General features: G+C 61.2%; 14 protein-coding genes and 1 riboswitch. Of the genes, 2 read left to right on the forward strand and 12 right to left on the reverse strand.

The genetic code is table 11. The annotated features are described in order from the left end of the window. The 10 genes from SE15_RS00015 to SE15_RS00060 all read right to left on the reverse strand — a co-directional run. The coding region (locus tag SE15_RS00015; RefSeq protein WP_152965481.1) for a tetratricopeptide repeat protein at nucleotides 1–311 on the reverse strand (311 nt) is incomplete at its 3' end. A 42-nt stretch (nucleotides 312–353) separates the two neighbouring features. After that, entirely contained in the window at nucleotides 354–1,562 is a 1,209-nt protein-coding gene (locus SE15_RS00020; RefSeq protein ID WP_054520076.1) for a glycine C-acetyltransferase, read from the reverse strand. A 180-nt stretch (nucleotides 1,563–1,742) separates the two neighbouring features. Further along, on the reverse strand, nucleotides 1,743–3,380 hold the full coding sequence (locus SE15_RS00025) for a helicase-associated domain-containing protein (RefSeq protein ID WP_054520077.1): 1,638 nt from the start codon (nucleotides 3,378–3,380) through the stop codon (nucleotides 1,743–1,745). Nucleotides 3,381–3,390: 10 nt separating this feature from the next. After that, nucleotides 3,391–4,311 carry a diacylglycerol/lipid kinase family protein gene (locus SE15_RS00030; RefSeq protein WP_054520078.1) on the reverse strand — a complete coding sequence of 307 codons (921 nt, stop codon included), beginning with the start codon at nucleotides 4,309–4,311 and terminating at the stop codon, nucleotides 3,391–3,393. A gap of 218 nt (nucleotides 4,312–4,529) precedes the next feature. After that, complete coding sequence (locus SE15_RS00035; RefSeq protein ID WP_054520079.1) at nucleotides 4,530–4,895, reverse strand: YrdB family protein; 366 nt, start codon at nucleotides 4,893–4,895, stop codon at nucleotides 4,530–4,532. Nucleotides 4,896–5,006: 111 nt separating this feature from the next. Next, a complete protein-coding gene (locus tag SE15_RS00040; protein ID WP_054520080.1) occupies nucleotides 5,007–5,885 on the reverse strand; it encodes a hypothetical protein in 879 nt (292 codons plus the stop codon). Between the two features lie 282 nt (nucleotides 5,886–6,167). Continuing rightward, entirely contained in the window at nucleotides 6,168–6,662 is a 495-nt protein-coding gene (locus tag SE15_RS00045; RefSeq protein WP_054520081.1) for a YbaK/EbsC family protein, read from the reverse strand. Beyond that, complete coding sequence (gene rlmB, locus SE15_RS00050) at nucleotides 6,655–7,434, reverse strand: 23S rRNA (guanosine(2251)-2'-O)-methyltransferase RlmB (RefSeq protein WP_054520082.1); 780 nt, start codon at nucleotides 7,432–7,434, stop codon at nucleotides 6,655–6,657. Before rlmB ends, SE15_RS00045 begins: the two co-directional genes overlap by 8 nt. A 16-nt stretch (nucleotides 7,435–7,450) precedes the next feature. Beyond that, nucleotides 7,451–8,857 carry a cysteine--tRNA ligase gene (cysS, locus tag SE15_RS00055; RefSeq protein WP_054520083.1) on the reverse strand — a complete coding sequence of 469 codons (1,407 nt, stop codon included), beginning with the start codon at nucleotides 8,855–8,857 and terminating at the stop codon, nucleotides 7,451–7,453. Between the two features lie 24 nt (nucleotides 8,858–8,881). Next, nucleotides 8,882–9,958 carry a PIN/TRAM domain-containing protein gene (locus SE15_RS00060; protein ID WP_083461579.1) on the reverse strand — a complete coding sequence of 359 codons (1,077 nt, stop codon included), beginning with the start codon at nucleotides 9,956–9,958 and terminating at the stop codon, nucleotides 8,882–8,884. Nucleotides 9,959–10,455: 497 nt separating this feature from the next. On the opposite strand from SE15_RS00060, the gene SE15_RS00065 reads away from it, so the two are divergent. After that, entirely contained in the window at nucleotides 10,456–14,301 is a 3,846-nt protein-coding gene (locus SE15_RS00065; protein ID WP_054520084.1) for a right-handed parallel beta-helix repeat-containing protein, read from the forward strand. Between the two features lie 60 nt (nucleotides 14,302–14,361). Here SE15_RS00065 and SE15_RS00070 read toward each other — a convergent pair whose 3' ends face one another. Together SE15_RS00070 and SE15_RS00075 are read right to left on the reverse strand one after the other, a co-directional pair. Continuing rightward, nucleotides 14,362–15,036, reverse strand: coding sequence for a sortase family protein (locus SE15_RS00070; RefSeq protein ID WP_152965482.1), 675 nt, complete (start codon nucleotides 15,034–15,036; stop codon nucleotides 14,362–14,364). Nucleotides 15,037–15,131: 95 nt separating this feature from the next. Beyond that, nucleotides 15,132–15,227: riboswitch (cyclic di-GMP riboswitch) on the reverse strand. Nucleotides 15,228–15,390: 163 nt separating this feature from the next. Continuing rightward, the gene (locus SE15_RS00075; RefSeq protein ID WP_054520086.1) at nucleotides 15,391–15,801 is read right to left on the reverse strand and encodes a Fur family transcriptional regulator; all 411 of its coding nucleotides are present in this window, start codon (nucleotides 15,799–15,801) and stop codon (nucleotides 15,391–15,393) included. Nucleotides 15,802–16,046: 245 nt separating this feature from the next. Here SE15_RS00075 and SE15_RS00080 point away from each other — a divergent pair, with 245 nt between their 5' ends. Continuing rightward, complete coding sequence (locus tag SE15_RS00080) at nucleotides 16,047–16,997, forward strand: energy-coupling factor ABC transporter permease (RefSeq protein WP_054520087.1); 951 nt, start codon at nucleotides 16,047–16,049, stop codon at nucleotides 16,995–16,997.

The following is a 16,997-nucleotide window of genomic DNA, read 5'->3' on the forward strand; positions in this document are numbered from 1 at the left end:
GCTGGGCGTGGGGGCGGAGGCGGTGGGGAAACAGGTTCCTGGGGAGGAGGGGGTGGGGAGGGGGCGGATGCCAGCCGTGCGTTGATGATGCCTAGTGCTTTGGCAATATTCACGCTGCGCGGAAGGTGTTTTTGGGCTTCGCGCAGGACGCGCAAGCGGGCAGCATCATCAGGCTGGGTATCGGCCAACCACAGCCAGGCCGCCTCGTTGGTCGGTTCGGCCCGGACAATGTCTTCCAAAATTTCGCGCGCCGCCGTTTTGTGCCCGCTACGGGCCAGGTCAATAGCGCGGATCAGACGTTCGGAGGGCATAATGCTATTATAGCCCCGTTCATCCTTACCGGGAGTTCGTGCCTAGCCGGCGATGACCCCAAGGCGCTTGCCGACGCGGGCAAAGGCTTCTAAACCGCGGTCGAGGTCCTCGCGGGTGTGAGCAGCGGAGAGCATCACACGAATGCGTGCCTTGCCCTTGGGCACGGTGGGATAACCAATGGCCATGGCAAAAACGCCTTCGCTGAAAAGTTCGCGGCTGAATTGCTGAGCTAGCGGGGCTTCGCCCAGCATGATGGGGGTGATGGGGGTGACGCTCTGACCGGTGTCGAAGCCCAGGCCGCGCATCTCGGCTTTGAAGTAGCGTGCGTTCTCCCAGAGGCGATCCACCAGTTCGGTGGATGCTTCCAGTACGTCAATGGCGGCGATGGTTGCAGCCACATCGGCGGCGGGCACTGCCGAGGAGAAGAGGAAGGGGCGCCCACGCTGACGCAGCCATTCCACCACCAGGGAATTGCCGGCTACGGCGCCGCCAACCACGCCAAATGCCTTAGAGAAGGTGCCGACCTCCACATCTACCTTGCCGTGCAGGCCAAAGTGATCCACAATGCCGCGTCCGCCGTGCCCCAAGACGCCTTCCCCGTGGGCGTCATCCACCATCAGCATCAGGTCGTACTTACTGCTGATGGCGTAAATCTGGTCCAGGGGGGCAATGTCGCCGTCCATGCTGAAGACCCCGTCGGTGACCACCAGCCCCCGGCGGTAGGTCCCCTGGGCTTCCAGAATTTTTTGTTCCAGGTCATTGGGGTCGCAGTGGGCGTAGCGAATAATGCGTGCGCCAGAGAGGCGACAGCCATCAATGATGCTGGCGTGGTTGAGTTCATCCGAGAAGATGACATCCTCTTTGCCAACCAGGGCGGGGATGGCGGCCAGGTTGGCGCAGAAGCCCGATTGGAAAGTAACCGCGGCTTCAACATGTTTGAAGGTGGCCAGACGGCGCTCCAGTTCCAGGTGCAGGTCCAGCGTCCCGGCGATGGAGCGCACCGCAGCCGGGCCGACCCCGTAACGATCGAGCACCTCTCGCGCGGCGGCAACCAGGCGGGGGTGATTGGCCAGCCCCAGGTAGTTATTGGAGCAGAAGTTTAGCACGCGTCGGCCGTCCACCTCCAGCCAGGCTCCCTGCGCGGAGGAGATGGTGCGGATGGTGTTGTACAATCCGCTGGCTTTCAGGGCTTCCAGTTCGTCCTGAATCCAGGCCAGACGTTTGGAGACCTGTGCCTCTTGAGATGCCATGAATCACCTCGGAAAGAATCAAAGGGTTGGTCGGGGCGGAAGCCGGACACGCCTCCCACGGGCTGCCGACTTGCGCCGAACGGCTATGAATGATTATAGCAAGGATTGCGGAAACCGGGTTCACGGGGCGCCTTCCTGCGGGTCGGGGGCGGCGCCTTTTCAGTGCCTGAGCGTCTTCCCCTAGCCTTCCAGGTTGACTTCGGTCAGGTAGCCACTTTCGGCCAGGGCGCGGCGCAAGCGTTCAACCTGCCCCGGTCTGACCACAGCCAGGGTGGGCGCGAGGACTTCGGCCAGACAGCGGGCAGCCGGCCCACGGCGCAGTTCGGCTAGGATTTCGGGACGGCTGACGCGCAGGAGGATCACCCGCCGGATGTGGGCGGGGGTGCCCTGACTTTCCCAGCGCCGCAGGGCTTGCACGACTGCAGGTGGGATGGGGCCTGCCGCGTACTTCTGAAGCAGGCTCAGCAGGTGCTCTACCTTCAGCCCCTGCTGGCGCGCACGTTGCAGAGAGGTGGGGGTGAGGCGGTAATGGTGTCCCTGGGCATCTGGGGGCAACCACTCGCCAAAGCGCGCAATCTGGTAGCGCAACCAACGCGGGGTCAGCGGCGGCAGGGTCAGGCGGGCGTCGCTGTGAATTACGAGGTGTCCGTTCTCCTCGGCCAGTCCCTGCGGCGGCTGTCCGGCGAGGAGGGCGCTGGCCCAGGCGGAGAAGCGGAAAGCGGTGATGGGCGCAGTAGCTTCGGGGGCTGCGGCGGCCAGGTCGAGCAGGCCCAGCCAGTGCAGTGGCCCGGTGAGGATGAAGCGTACCAGCGCGCCATCCACTTCTTCCCAGTGGGCAAAACCGCGCAGGAACTGCTCGCTCCCGGCGCGGCGGATGAACCACGAGTCATAATCCCCGGCGGGGCGCTGAAAATCGGGTTGGGTTTCGCGCACCGCGGTAATGAACCCTTCCAGCGACCACCAGGTGGGTTGTGCGGCAAGAGGGCCGAGCAGCGATAGCAAGGCCGTCCGCGCGCGTAGCGGGTCGTTTTCCCACTGACCCTCAAACGCCAGGTGGGGCAGAAGGCGCAACTCGTTGAAGGTGCGGCTTCCTTGCCATGCCTGGAAAAGGACGAGCAGGGCCTCCCCGCGCGGGGCCTGCAAAAAGCGCTGTACCCCTTCTGGCAGAGGACGGGCGTGCTCATCCAACAGTCCGGCGCTCTGCAACAACGCCTGCAAAGCCGCTGTTGGAATATCGCCGAGTGCCTCTGGCAGGGGCAAGCCGCTGCGCAGGGCAGCCAGCAGGGTGCAGGCGTGATCCAGAATGGCATCGCTGGCCAAGCGGGGGTGCGCCGCTTCGGCAGGGGTGGCCGGGCGTACGTTCAGCGTGGGAGCAGGGGCCGGGGTGGTGTTCAGCCAGGCCAACCACTCATCGGGGATGTAAGCATACTCCTGGGGTTCGGCGGGGGGCAGATCCAGGAAAGCGCGTCCGATCAGGGCGCGGTACCACAGCATCTCAGCAGGTGAAACCGGATGAAGGTCGGGGCGCTCGCGCTCGCGCCGGGCGGCGCCCATCGGGCGGATATCGCCATAGCGCCGGCTGAAAGCCGCCCAGGGCAGACGGCCGCCGCGCTGGGCCAGGTCTTCCAGTGCCTGGCGAGCGGAAGCGGGCAGGCTTTCTACCATCTCCCAAAAAAGGGCCTCATCCTGTAGCGCGGCGATCAGACTCTGGAGGACGCTGCGTTTGTCCCCTTCCCCCGGGTCCACGCCCCACAGGCCGGCCACCAGATGCAGGAAGCCCAGATCGTGACCTTGTAGCGTTTGGTGTAAATCCGGCATGGCAGATGGACTAGCGGGCGTGAATGAAACGAATCGCCCCAGGGATGGATTCTACACTCAAGCGGTGAATCGTGGAATCGAAGCCGGCATAGATCTCGCCATCGGTGTGGATGTAGAGAGGGCGGTCGGCTTCCAGAATCAGGTGGCAGAAGGCCCCGTGGCGCGTGTAGGGCAGGTGGGCGTGCCGACCGCGCATGAAAAAGGGCAGGGTGTAGAGCATTTTGGGGCGCGAGATGGTGCGCACCCCGACGTAGTCAATCTGCCCATCGGTGGGGCTGCCCTGGGGCGCCATCCAGAACATCCCGCCCTGGCGCCGGCCGTTGCACAGGGTGAGCATGAGCAGGTCGTCTTCCCAAACCCGCCCATCTTCTTCCACCCGCAGGTGGTAAGGGTGGTGATTGAGCAAAATGGTTTGCAGTGCGGCCACCAGGTAGACCCCCAGGCCGCGCAAGAAGTCGCGCACCTGGCGGGTGCGGATATTGACCACGGCGTCAAAGCCGATGCCCAGGGTATTGGTCCAGTATTCGCTGTGGCCGCGGTCGTCGTAAATGCGGGCTACATCGGTGGGGCGGGGCGTGCCTTCCAGCGCCTGGCGCAGAGCCTCGGCAGGGCGCGGGCTGATGCCCAGGCTGGCGGCAAAATCATTGCCCGAACCCACCGGCACGATCCCCAGCGCGGGGCGCTCTTCGGGCGGAAAGGCCATCAGGCCGTTGACCACCTCGTGCACGGTGCCATCACCACCCATGGCGATCAGGCGCTCGACCCCCTCGGCGGCGGCTTGCCGAGCCAGGTGGATGGCGTGCTGGTAGTAAGCGGTCTCACACCATTCGGCGCCATAGTGATTGGTTGCCAGAGGGCGCAGGGCTGCTGCCAGGCGGGCGGCGCGCCCAAAATTGGCGTGGGGGTTGCAGATAACGCGCACGGCAGGCATGATGGGATTATTTCTCCGTTATGGAATGGGGGGTTCTGCATATTATAACCCCACGTCGGTGGAGCGTTGCGCCGGCCACCGCCTGCCCCGAGGGCGCCGTGCCGGAGGAGCGCGCGGCGCAGTCTTCCCCGTTGTGGATGTATCCCTTCATTGTTGAGGCACCACCCCGGCGGGGTGAGTGCCGAGGTGGTGTGTGCATCGTTTGCAGTTAAATTTTTTTAGCCTTTGAGAAGCCGAAGGACGCGGTCAAAGGAGAGCAGGTAATGAAGGGCAATAATGACTCCGAAAATCCAACTCAGCGTTATGGCACCTGAGCGGTAAAGTGCCCAGACCGAAAAGCCGAAAAATACCAGTTCAAGCCCAAGGCGTAACATACCCGGTATGGGAACAGGCACCCTCCCGCTGGGGCGATCATTGGCGACTCCAAAAGTTACCCAAATGGCAGCAGCAATGACCGGAATGCCTAGGGCTAACACAAAGCGGAGGACACCCCTGCCCTGATTCCAGCCCCAGACGCCCATGGCGATCAGTCCTGCCACCTCAAGTAAAAAACGAACTGCCAGGTTGATCGGGTTTGAAGCCATTAAATGCTCCTTGGTGAGGAAATATGGTTTCAGTACGCAAGGCCTGGCTTGCGTGCTTTGGGGTGACGTTGAGCGAAGGGGGCCTTTTCTATCCCGATCTCATTATTTTTTCTAGCTCGTAGGTCGGGCGGGTTTGTAAACAATCGGCATCCCCACGGTGATGACCAGGGCGGGGAAGAACCCGATGAGGAGGGCCAGGGGCAACGGCATGGGGGATAGAAAAAAGAACTGGTAGCCCAGGGGGACGAGGGTATCCACAGCCCAGAAGAGGAGGAAGACCTGCCACAAAGCCATTTTGTGCGCCAACCACCTTTTGGAGACCCCGAAGATGAGGATGACGTTGACGACGAACGCCACCACAAACATCATTTGCGTTCTCCAATCGGAGGCAGCGGCTTCCATGTCTATCTGAATCCGCGCTATGGCGGCGCTCAGCAAACTGCCGGCGGCGTAGCCCATGTAGGCAAAACAGGCCACCACCACGGCTTTGAGCACCTCACTTACGCCGGTGCTCGGGCGCGGCGCAGGGGCCGGCTGGTAGCGCCTTTTTTCCCACCAGGTCAGGAGAAGCGAAAAAGCCAGGGTTTGCAACAGCATTTCGGGCAATCCGATCAGATGGTACCAGAGGGGGAGTTTGGAGTAGATTAGGCCTTCCAGCGAAGAGGGGGCCGCCGCGGGTGTGCTCAGGATGCCAAACACGATGAAAATTCCCCACAGGATGAGCCACCCGCGTTTGTTTTCCAGGAGGGTGTTGCGGATGGGCCACAGCCCGATGGCGAAGAGCAGCCCGCGGATGGGTTGAAGGAGGGGGCCCAGGAGCGTGGCTGGGGAGTCAATGGGGCGCATAAACTCTCGAATGACGTCTTGCTGGAAAATGCTGCCGTAGTCAAAAAGGTTGGACATGATCAGGCCGAACACGAAGTAGGTGACCGTCTGGATCAAGGCCGCCCGTCCCGCGAAACCAAGAAATTCTTTGAACGAGTTTTTCATCACCGACTCATCTATCTGAATGACCCCCGGGCTGCAAAGGGGCACCACCCTGCTTTGGGGCAGGCGTTCGGTCCCAGGGACGCGCTTGTACTGCCATCCGGTTGGACGGGATGGGCCGGAGCGGCGCTTAACGGCAAAAGTGGTTGCTCAATGGACGGGGGAGGATAGGTTTTCTATCCCAATTATACATCCGGACCCTGGTGAAAGTTTCTCCCCGTTAAACCTGCCACCACTTTTGTGATTGCCCGGTTGTCTGCCAGCCCAAGGGAGGGTGCCCTTTATCTACGCCGTCACACGTATCACCCGGGCCTGGGTGATGCGTTGCAGGTCGGTGGGGGCGATGGGGAAGATGGCATTGGGCGTGCCGGCGGCGGCCCAAACGGTTGGGTACTGTAGCAAATCCTCATCCATGAACGTGGGAAGCGGAGTGACGTGCCCCAGGGGCGGCACACCGCCGATGACGAACCCCGTTACTTCACGCACAAAATCCGCAGCGGCTTTTTCCAGCGGCTCGCCGATTTGAGCGGCGGCGAGGTTCAGGTCCACGCGGTTGGCGCCGCTGGTGAGGATGAGCACAGCCTGCCCACTGTGTTGGCCGCGAAACACCAGCGATTTGACAATCTGACCGACGGCACAGCCCACTGCCTGTGCGGCTTCTTGGGCGGTGCGGGTGGAGACGGATAACTCCTGTACCGCAAGGGTCAAGCCGTGCGCGTGCAAAGCCGCCTGAACGCGTTGGGCGGCAGGGCTGAGGGAGGTGGGGGAGGGTTCAGCCATTGGGCGCCTCGCCGAGTGGGGCCGAAGATGTGCCAGGGCGAGCCTGGCGGGCCAGCAAGCACAGGTAAAGCGCAATGGAACCGGCCGCCGCCGCGTTCAGCGAATCCACCTGACCGCGCATGGGCAGGCGCAGTAGAAAATCGCACTGGCGGCGCACCAGCGGGCGCATCCCCTCGCCTTCGCTGCCTACCACCAGCGCCAGCGGGGCATCCAGCGGCAGGGCTTGCGGGGGTTGGGCGTCGGGGGCCATATCCAGCCCCACGACCCACACACCGGCGCTTTTCAGGCGCTCCAGCGCCTGGGCCAGGTTGGCGCGGGCAATGTGCAGGTGTTCGCTGGCTCCGGCAGATGCGTGCACCACCGCCGGGGTCACTCCGACGCTGCGCGCCAGGGGCAAAATCACGCCGTGCGCTCCCACGGCTTCGGCGGTTCGCAGCAAGATGCCCAGATTCTGGGGGTTCTGGATCAAGTCCAGGACGAGCAAGAGCGGGGGTTCGCCGCGGCGGCGCGCCTCTTCGAGGAGGGTGGGCAAATCGCTGTAGGGGTACTCCCCCACCTGGAGGGCCACGCCCTGGGGGTTTTCACCCAACGAGTCCACTTGCGGCCGCGGGGTGGTTTCCACGGGGATACCCCCACTGCTGGCCAGGCGCACAATCTTGGCCAGGCGGCCCTTGACCTCCGCCCCCTGGGCCAGGCGCAGGCGGTAGATCGGGCGGCGGCGCGCGCGCAAGACTTCGTAAACGGGATTACGCCCGGTGATCCATTCGCGCATGGCGGCGGGCCGGGGGTCAGGAAGTCTTCCAACGCCAGGTAGTGCCCTCGCGCGAATCTTCGAGGATCACACCCAGTTCGGCCAGGCGGTCGCGAATGCGGTCGGAGAGCGCCCAAAGTTTCTGCTTACGCAGTTCGGTGCGCACCTCGACCAGCAGGTCAATGAAGGGCTCGGCGGCGCTGGGAGCGGCGGTGGGTTCGGCCAGGGTCAGGCCCAGGACGCCGGTGAGTTCGCGCAGGGTGGCTTGAGCGGGAGCAAGTTGTTCGTTGGTTGCTCCCTCACTGCGCGCCTGGTTGATGGCGCGCACCAGTTCAAAGAGCGCCGCCAGCGCGCCGGCGGTGTTGAAATCATCGTCCATGGCCTCGATGAAGCCCTGGCGGGTGGCCTCGATCTGAGCCTGCAGCGCTTTCAGGGTGGCTTCGGGGGCACCGCCGGCATCCGGCAGGGCAGGGCGCAGCGCCGAGCGCAGGCGCTCCAGGGCGCGTTCGCTCTGCTGGACCACTTCTTCGGTGTAGACCAGCGGACTGCGGTAGTTGGAATTGAGCACCATCATGCGCAGGACATCTGCGGGGTGCTGGGCCAGGAATTCTTCAATGGTGATCAGGTTGCCCAGCGATTTGGACATTTTCTCGCCGCCCAGTTGTACCATGCCGTTGTGCACCCAGTAGCGCACAAAGGGTTTGCCGGTCAGGCTTTCGCTCTGGGCAATTTCGTTCTCGTGGTGCGGGAAGATCAGGTCGTTGCCGCCGCCGTGGATGTCTATCTGCTCGCCGAGGTGGTGCAGGTTCATCGCCGAGCATTCGATGTGCCAGCCGGGGCGGCCCATTCCCCAGGGGCTGGGCCAAGCCGGCTCGCCGGGTTTGGCGGCCTTCCACAGGGCGAAGTCCATGGGGTGCTCTTTGCGCTCATCCACCTCAATCCGCGCCCCGGCCTGCATCTCCTCCAGGCGCCGCCCGGAGAGTTTGCCGTAATCGGGATCGCTGGTCACGCGGAAGTACACATCCCCGTTTACCGCGTAAGCGTGCCCCTTCTCGATCAGCCCCTGGATCATGGCAATGATCTGCTCAATTTCCTGGGTGGCGCGGGGGTTGACCGTGGCGGGTTTGACATTGAGGGCTTGCAGGTTGCGGCGGTAATCTTCGATGTACCGCTCGGCCAGGCGAAAGGGGTCTTCGCCCAGTTCCTGGGCACGGCGGATGATTTTATCGTCCACGTCGGTGAAGTTCATGACGAATTTCACCTCGTAGCCACGGTACTCGAGGTAGCGGCGGATGATATCGAATACCAGCGCCGACATGGCATGCCCGATGTGGGCCTTATCGTAAACCGTGGGCCCGCACACGTACATGCGCACCTTGCCCGGTTCCAGGGTCTCGAACGGTTCTTTCTTGCGCGTGAGGGTGTTGTAAATGCGTAAAGCCATGGGGATCTCCTGCGTGAAATGGGCTTACTCCAGGCGTGCGAAAATCATCCGTCCAGCCGAGGTCTGGAGGACTTTGGTGACCACAACCGTCACCTGTTGGTTGATATAATCTTTTCCGTTTTCGACGACCACCATCGTCCCGTCATCCAGATATCCCACGCCCTGGCCGGGCTCCTTGCCCTCCTGGATGATGCGGATGGAGAGGGTTTCGCCGGGGAGCAGGGCGGATTTGACCGCGTTGGCCAGTTCGTTGACATTGAGGACGCGCACCCCTTGCAGTTCGGCCACCCGGTTGAGGTTGTAGTCGTTGGTGAGGATGGGGCAGCGCAACTGCCGCGCCAGGATGACCAGTTTATCATCCACCTCACGCACGCCCTCGACATCAATGTCGGTGATGCGCACCGGCACGCCGCCGGGTTCCTTTTGCAGTTGGGCCAGCACTTCCAGGCCGCGCCGCCCGCGTTGCCGGCGCAGACTGTCGGAGGAGTCGGCGATGTACTGCAATTCGTTGAGCACAAAACGCGGGATGAGCAGCGTGCCGGGGATGAAACCGGTGCGGGCGATATCGGCGATGCGCCCATCAATGATGACGCTGGTATCCAGCAGGATGTTGCGGTTTTCGTACCAGGATTTGGGTGACTCGGCTTCGCGGGCTCCGCCTCTGGTAAAACCCGAGAAGAGATTGAAGAGATCGTGCTGACGCATGACGAAGACGGTCACGCCCAGGTAGCCGAAAACCAGGACACCGATGAAGGGAAGGACTTCCCCCAAAGGGGAGGGCAGACGCGAGAGCGGAAAAGCCAGCAGCGCGGCAATGATCAAGCCGGCAATAAGTCCGAAAAGTGCGGCAAAGAGGGTTTGCGCCGAGACGCGGGTCAGGGTTGAACGAATGGCGCGCATGGGGCGCGTGGTGATGTAGGGGGTGAGGATAAGACCGACCAGGGCACCGACCATCCCAAGGGTGAGCGCATACTGCTCCACGGTGAAGGTGGTGGGTGTGGGATTGAGGTTGGCCAGTTGGCCGAGTTGGGTGCCCCAAATGACACCCAGAATACAAAAGACAACCATGCCAATGAGACGAGCAATGAAATCGGCGCTCATGATGACTCCTTTCTAAATAACCTCGGTTGTTAAGGTGCGGGATGAACGACCAGATGGAAAGATACAGAGGAATAATTCCGGAAGTAATTGAATCATAGCATGCCCGCGGGCCAAAGTCAATGACGCGCAGCAGGTTGAAAACCGGGCCGGGGTGGCGATGAAAGGGAGGAGCCAGGCGCCTAAAAGGGTAAAACGGAGGTATTAGAGGGGTTTGGTTAGATATTAGGTGTAAGTTAATGTTTTAAGTTTGTTTGGCTTGACAAGTCGGGTTTTTTTATGCTAAATTAAGGCTGTCTTTACGCCGCTTTTACGCATTTTTTATGGAGGTCCTCGGGGGTGTGTAAAACGCAAAGCCAGCCATCAGCCTGTCAAATGTGAATCGGTGTGAGAAGAACCCCTTGCTCGGCGAGGGGTGTTTGGGTATTGGGTCGAAAAGGGCGCATTGCCCTTAGGGCTATTCCAAACCATTTAGGGAGGTCATTAGAAGGAGGCTCAATATGAAAGGAACTGGTTGGGTGCGTTTTCTTGTTTTGGTTGTTTTGCTGGCATCGCTGGTGCTGGGGGGAGGTCACATCTACCGGGTGCAGGCAGAGGGTGCGCCAGTTACGGTGGTTTTAGGGATTGACCGAGCCCAGTTGGCTAACGCCAGTGCCGTGCAATTGTCAGACAGCCCGCTGGGAAAGGGGGCATGGTGGTTCAATAAAAGTGCCACCAAAATGGAATTGTACATAGATCCCACAATGTCACCGTTTGATGATATCCTGGGATCATTCACAATTGATGACATTGCCAGCATTTCATACCAGACTAAAAAGCCCGGTGATGCGGGGTCTGTAGATTTCTACCTGGCTATTTACACCACGCCGGATGGGGAAGATGATACTACCGGTTGGTACGGTTACCGCCTAAATGCCGAGCCCTATCTCTCAAACAATTTGAACGCCCCTGCCAATAACTGGAATACCTGGAGCACTGACGAGGGGTCCAATCAATTGACGTTCTTCGACACCGCGAAGACGGGAGGATACGGCTTCTACGGTCAGCCGACTCTGCAGGATCTGCAAGCGGGGGCGATTAATTGGTCCTCCATCCCAAATTGTGCACCCTCCTGTGTGGATCAATCCATTGATTACGGTGCGGAGACGGTCAAGTATATTTCCATACAAACCGGGAGCAGTTGGAGTAGCACCTTCGAGGGTTATCTGGATAACCTCTCAATCCGCTTGAAGGATGGCAAGAAGGTTACCATTGATTTTGAGGTCTTTTACGACCAAACCTGGGTAGATGACGATGCGGATGACCCATGGTACCTGGTTCCGAGTCACTTTAAGACCATTCAAAGTGCGATTGATGCAACTGCTCCGGGTGGGACGGTGTACGTGCACCCGGGGGAGTATCACGAGACGGCCACTAATCGAAAACTCTTCAATAACTCGGGCCCTTACCAATTTGGCCTCTTCATCGGGCAAGATAAAGCGGGCCTAAAGGTCATGGGCGTAGATGAGGACGGTAACCCCATTGCCGATTACGGGAATGTGGGGGCCCGCGTAACAACCTATGCCACTAACTCCTTTGGTTACTCCGGCATATTCGTAGAAGCAGACAATGTGACCTTACAGGGCCTGGAAATTAAGGACAACATTGTCAACGACCAGGTTAGCAACAATAAGACCATTGAGGTCATAGGAGACAACTTTACCCTGCGCTACTGCCACATCAACGTTGGAGCAGGAGAGGAGGACGGAGGCTCGGTTTACATTGGTGATTGGCGCTTTGACAAGAACACTTCCACCTCGCATATTCGTGGTTACACACTGGAATACAACTGGTTTGATCACGGCACCAGTGTAGATATTGCCAACGGTGCGGGAATTTCGGGAGAGGTGTCACAGCGCCAGATCGTCCATAATAAGTTCACCAACGACTCGGATGACTACTGGCCCTTTATTTCATTCAACGGCTCGGGAACCGGTGTGCCTTGGTTCGTGTACTCCGTGGGCGGTGCTACCATCAAGGATAATAACTTCACTTACAATTACAAAGGAATCGGTCCTGGAGTGGCTCATATCCGTGCTCGCGGAACTTACGATAATTCGCAATTTGACTGGGCTTCTTACTGGCAGGATAACACTTTCAATCAGGCAGTGGTGGCCGGGAGCAATCCGCCTGCCGATCTAAGCACTTATAGTTATGTCTCGGGGTCCTATCAATTCGACAACGTGCGCCGAATCGGGGTTACCATTCAGAACGAAGTGGAAAAGGCTACAAACGGCGATACCGTGCTGGTCAAGCCCGGCACTTACGAGGAGCAGGTAGTCATCAGCGGCAAGGACCTGACCTTGCAGGGGGCGGGGCAAACACCAGAGGACGTGGTGATTAAATCCCCAACCACGCTGACGGCTAAATTTACTACCCCCTCGGGGGATAACAAACCGGTTGTGCTGGTGCAGAGCAATGCCGATGTAACCCTGAGTAATCTCAAAGTGGACGGCGCCGGGAATGGTGGGAATAATTATCGCTTTGTCGGCATTGGCTTCTACAACGCCGGCGGCACGGTCGAGGGGGTCACCATCACCGGCGTGCGTGATAATCCCTTATCGGGTAGCCAGCACGGATTGGGGCTCTATGCCTACAATGGGGATGGGCAATCCCGCACGCTGACCGTGCGCAACGTCGCGGTGAGCGACTTCCAAAAGAACGGCATCACCGTGGTCGGCAGTGGCCTGGAGGTTACGATCGAAAACAACGAGGTGACGGGCGCCGGCAGCACCGATAAGATTGCCCAGAACGGCATTCAGGTCTCCTCCGGGGCCGCCGGAACGGTGCGCAACAACACCATCACCGGCATTGCCTACAGCGGCAAGGACTGGGTAGCCTCGGGCATTTTGGTTTACGGCGCTGGTAGCACCACGGTGGAAGGCAACACCCTGACGAACAGCCAGGCTAATATTTATGTAGTAGATTCCGGCGCCACCATCCGGGGCAACCGCATCGGTAACCCTGCCTGTGTGGGAGATGGGTGCTACGGGATCGTCGCCAGCGATCCGCTGACGGCGCACCCCAGCCCGCTGGAGGAGGCGCTCACCACCCCCGCCCTCCCGAGCCGCAGCGGCACCTTCGCGAGCCTGAGTGCAACCAACCCACTGGATGAGGTGACCGTCACCGCGAATGAAATCCGCGGAACCGCCTACACCCCGGGTGAGAGCGTGGGGTTGGGGATCTACGAGGGTTATGCGGATCGTGACCTGAGCGTCAGCGCCAGCCAGAACGTGATTTCGGGGTGGTCCCACGGGGTTTACGTGGGGACCTGTAGTGGGGACGGCTGTAAGAGTGGTCGCTTGCGCGCCCTGCTCCTCAACGAAAATGCCATCACCGAGAACGGCGTGGGCATGGTCACCGAACTCAGCCTGGGTCTCAATGCCGAACGCAACTGGTGGGGCTCGCCGCGCGGTCCGCAGGTGGCGAGCAACCCCGGTGGGGATGGGCAGTCCCTCCAGGGGAGCGGGATTGACTACGTGCCCTGGCTGTGCGATGGCACGGACGCCCAGCCGGGTACAATCGGCTTCCAGCCCCTGAGCAATGCGGCTACCTGCACCAACATCGCCACTCGCCTGCGCTTCGTGGTGCAGCCGCCGGCCACGGCCTTCACCAACGAGCCGTTTGACCCACAGCCGGTGGTGCGGGTAGAAGATAACGCGGGCAACCTGGCGATTAATTATGATTTTCCCGTCCGCATCGAGCTGGCTGTTAACCCCCCAGCCGGCCATTTGGGCGGCACGCTCTCGGTGGTGCCGGACAATGGTCTGGCAACCTTTGCCAATCTCTTCCTTGACAAGGCCGGCGCGGGCTACCGTCTGATTGCAACCTCGACCTCGGGCGGCCTCTACCCGGCATGGAGTGAGTTCTTCTCCGTTGTAGACCCCAGCGCGGATCTGGCGGTGAGCCTGAGCGCCCCGGCCAGCGTGAACGCGGGCACGGACTTTGCCTACACCCTGATGGTGAGCAACGCCGGGCCCAAGCCCGCCAACGCTCTGACCCTCACCCTGAGCCTGCCCACGGAGGTGGCTTACCGAAGCGCGAGCGGTAGTGGCTGGACCTGCTCGCACAGCGCCGGTACGGTTACCTGCACCTTGGGCAGCCTGGCCAAAGGCGCCCCCTCAACCCTGGTGGTGAACGTCACGGCGCCGGCTCAGGCGGGCGACCTGACGGCGAGCGCCAGCCTCCAGGCGGCGACCCCTCCGGATACCAACCCGGCCAATAACAGCGCCAGCGCCTCCACCACGGTAGTGGTCCTGCCCCCGACCGGCGGTGTGCAGGTGTACCTGCCGCTGATCATGCGCTAAGCCCATCTTTTCCCCATCCCGCCTAAGCCCCGCCGCAGCCCCCGCGGCGGGGCACCCTTTTTAAGGCTCCGGCTCGGCGATGACGAAGAGCCGTCCCCAGGTGCTCAGCCCATCGCGGGCGATGCAGGTTTGCAGGGTCAGATGGGCCGGGCCCATGTAGTGGCGGGCAAACACCTCGGCGGCGGTGAGAACCTCGCCGGTGGCAAGGTCTTTGAAATCGCTGGTGGGGCTGTTGGGTTGCAGGGCCTGGTACTCGTAACGCCGGCTGACGCGGTAGGCGTGGCTGCGCCCATCGCCCTCGATGAGCCAAACCTGCGCTCCCTCTTTTAGGTCAAAGAAGCGGGCGCCGGCCAGCGTGTTGTGGGCCAGCAGACCGATCACCGGGGGGCGGGCCAGGCCGAACTGGGTGACGGTATCCGGCTGGGAGGTGATGTACGTGTAATTGTCGGCCGGCTGCTGGTCCACACGGTAAGCCAGTACGTTCTCCACGTACACCCCACGCAGGACCCCGGCCTGACCATCGCTTACCTGGGCGATAAAAGCCTGCAAGGTGAGGACGGATTCGGCGTGTCCCCCGGTAGTGGGGATTTCATCGCTGTTGAGATTGAGGATGACGGGCAGGTAGAGGCGCTGCTCCCCGCCCTCCGCAGCGTGAGCAGTCAGCGGCCAGGCCACCACCAACCCGACTGCGAACACCCATCCCGTTATTAACCACTGCGCGAGGCGCTTCATCATTTCCCTCCTGGACGACAAGAGCGCCCCGCGGCGAACGGCACGGCAGTCCGGTCGGTTTCAGGCCGGCCTGGCGCGGGCACAAAAAACCGCTCGTTTTCGGCAGCCTGGCAATCATAGGCCTGCGTTGGATGCAGACCCTTAGACCCATGGCTTTGCGTCGCCGGCTTTCGCCGGGTTTGCCCTTGTCGAACGAGTCGTTACGACGTTATACGTTTGTAGGGGCGACCCGGTTAATTCGGGAGATTAGCCGGGAAACCCTCTATTTGCACTATAGGCTGTGCAAGGCGATTCTGAAGGGGAATTTTTGTAATCGGCCTTTACACTTTTGTAAGGCAGGTCGGTTTCTAAGGCGGCCTAGGCTTCCGGGGGTAGTGGTGTGGAGGATTGTGCCTGGCACGCCCGGCACAGCCCGAAGAGGATCAGGTGGTTGGTTTGCAGGCGGAAGGCGTAGGTATTCTCGATGGCGGCGAAGAAGGGCCCTACCTGAGAGTGGTCAATGGTTAATACCTGCCCGCACCCCGTGCAGACCAGGTGGTGGTGGAGGGGCTGGCCGACGCGTTCGTAGAGGGTGACCCCCTTGCCCATGTCTGAAACCGAGACCAGACCCTGCTGGGTCAGGCGCTCCAGGGCGCGGTACACCGTGGAGGGGGCGATGGCCGGCAGACGGGCTTTGAGGCGTTCGTAGATCTCCAGCGCGCTCAAGTGGCTGTCTCCCTCACCTGCGAGCACATCTAAAATGGCCAGTTGCACTGAGGATTGTCGCATCAGGATTATTTTATCCTAAGTTACCCACGGCAATCTCAAAAGGAAGCGTGCAGGATGTCATTTGAGTTTTGTCATTAATTGCATTTGCAAATTTTTGCATTATTTTTTATACTCGAAAGAGCGTTCGGAATGCCCCCTCACGCCGGGCTTTTTCCCTGACCGGCGAAGGAAGCGCTCCCTCATGAGGATAAGGGGCACCGAATGCATACCATAAAGCCATTATTTTTCCCCTGGAGGTATCTCCCATGCTTCCTCTCATTCTTGCCATGCATATCCCGGATGGCTTCTTATCCCTGCCGGTGGTGCTGGGGTGCTGGTTGCTGGCCGGCGTTGCCATTGCCTGGGCCCTGCGCGCGCAGGATGGGGATCTGGCGGCGCAGCGCCTGCCGCTGATTGGCGTCATGGCGGCGGCCATTTTTGCCGCCCAGATGCTCAATTTCCCCATTGCCGGCGGCACCTCCGGTCATCTGCTGGGGGCGGCTCTGGCCACCCTGGTGCTGGGGCCCCGGTCGGCCATGCTGGTGATGACCACGGTGGTGGGGGTACAGGCGCTCTTCTTCCAGGATGGGGGCTTGCTGGCGCTGGGCGCCAACCTGCTTAATATGGCCGTGATCGGGGTGTGGGTCACCTATGCGGTGCAGCGCCTGCTGAACCGCTTGCTGGGACGCTTTGCCTGGGGTCACAGGATCGGCGAATTTGCCGCCGCTTGGGCCTCCATCTTCACCGCAGCGCTGGCGTGCGGGTTGGAACTGGCGCTCTCGGGTGCCTCGCCAGCGGGGCTGGTGATCCCGGCCATGGGTGGAGTACATGCCCTGATCGGGCTGGTTGAGGGTGGTATCACCGTGGGGGCGCTGGCATTTTTAAGGGCGGCCCGTCCGGCGCTGGTGCAACCGGCACCGTTTTCTGCGGCCGAGCGAGGCGGGGTGATGATTGGGGGCGTGCTGATCACCCTGGTGTTGGTCATCGCGGCACCGCTGGCTTCCACTGCGCCGGATGGCCTGGAGCGCGTAGCCGAGGACCTGGGCTTTCTGGAGCGTGCCGCCCAGCCGCTTTACCATCTCTTGCCCGATTACACCGTGCCGGGGCTGGGCGAAGGGGCGCTGAGCACCATCGTGGCCGGCCTGATTGGGGCGCTGGTGGTGCTGGGGCTGGTCTGGGGGCTGCTGGCCGCACGCGTGCACCGGGCGAAGATGTGA

Source organism: Thermanaerothrix daxensis (genome assembly GCF_001306145.1).
Classification (GTDB): Bacteria; Chloroflexota; Anaerolineae; order Anaerolineales; family Anaerolineaceae; genus Thermanaerothrix; species Thermanaerothrix daxensis.